This is a genomic window from Actinocorallia lasiicapitis (assembly GCF_054778695.1).
Genome location: NZ_BAAGZI010000895.1, coordinates 1 through 591 on the forward strand (window position 1 = coordinate 1; position 591 = coordinate 591).

The 591-nt window shown below is 75.0% G+C and carries 1 protein-coding gene; it reads left to right on the forward strand.

All coding sequences use genetic code 11. From position 1 onward, the window contains the following. On the forward strand, nt 1-591 hold a 591-nt coding region (locus ACYVE7_RS35370; protein WP_460371060.1), incomplete at both ends, for a serine/threonine-protein kinase.

The window sequence follows — 591 nt, forward strand, 5'->3', positions numbered from 1 at the left end:
CGCCGAGGGGCTGCGCGCGATCCACGCGGCGGGGCTGGTCCACCGGGATCTGAAGCCGGGGAACATCATCGTCGCGTCCGACGGGCCCCGGATCATCGACTTCGGGATCGCGCGGGCCCTCGACGCCGCCACGGTCACGGCCACCGGGATGATGCTCGGCACCGTCCCGTACATGTCGCCCGAGCAGCTCAATCTGGGCGAGATCGGCCCGGCGAGCGACATCTTCTCCCTGGGCGGGGTGCTGGCGTTCGCGGCCACCGGGCAGGCCCCGTTCGACGCGCCCAGCGTCGGCGCCATGGTCCTGCGCATCACCCTCCAGGAACCCGACCTGTCCGGCGTCCCCGCCGACCTGCTCCCCACCCTGACCCACTGCCTCGCCAAGGACCCGGCCGCCCGCCCCACCCCCACCCAACTCACCACCACCCTCTCCCAACCCCCACCCGCCGGGCCCACACCCGGCCAGCCTGCACCCGCCCAACTCTCCGCCGCCCTCTCCCAGCCCACGCCCGGGCAGCCCACGCCCAGCCAACTCGCACCCGTCCAACTCGCACCCGGCCAGCCGGCACCCGGCCAGCCCGCGACCGGCCAGCC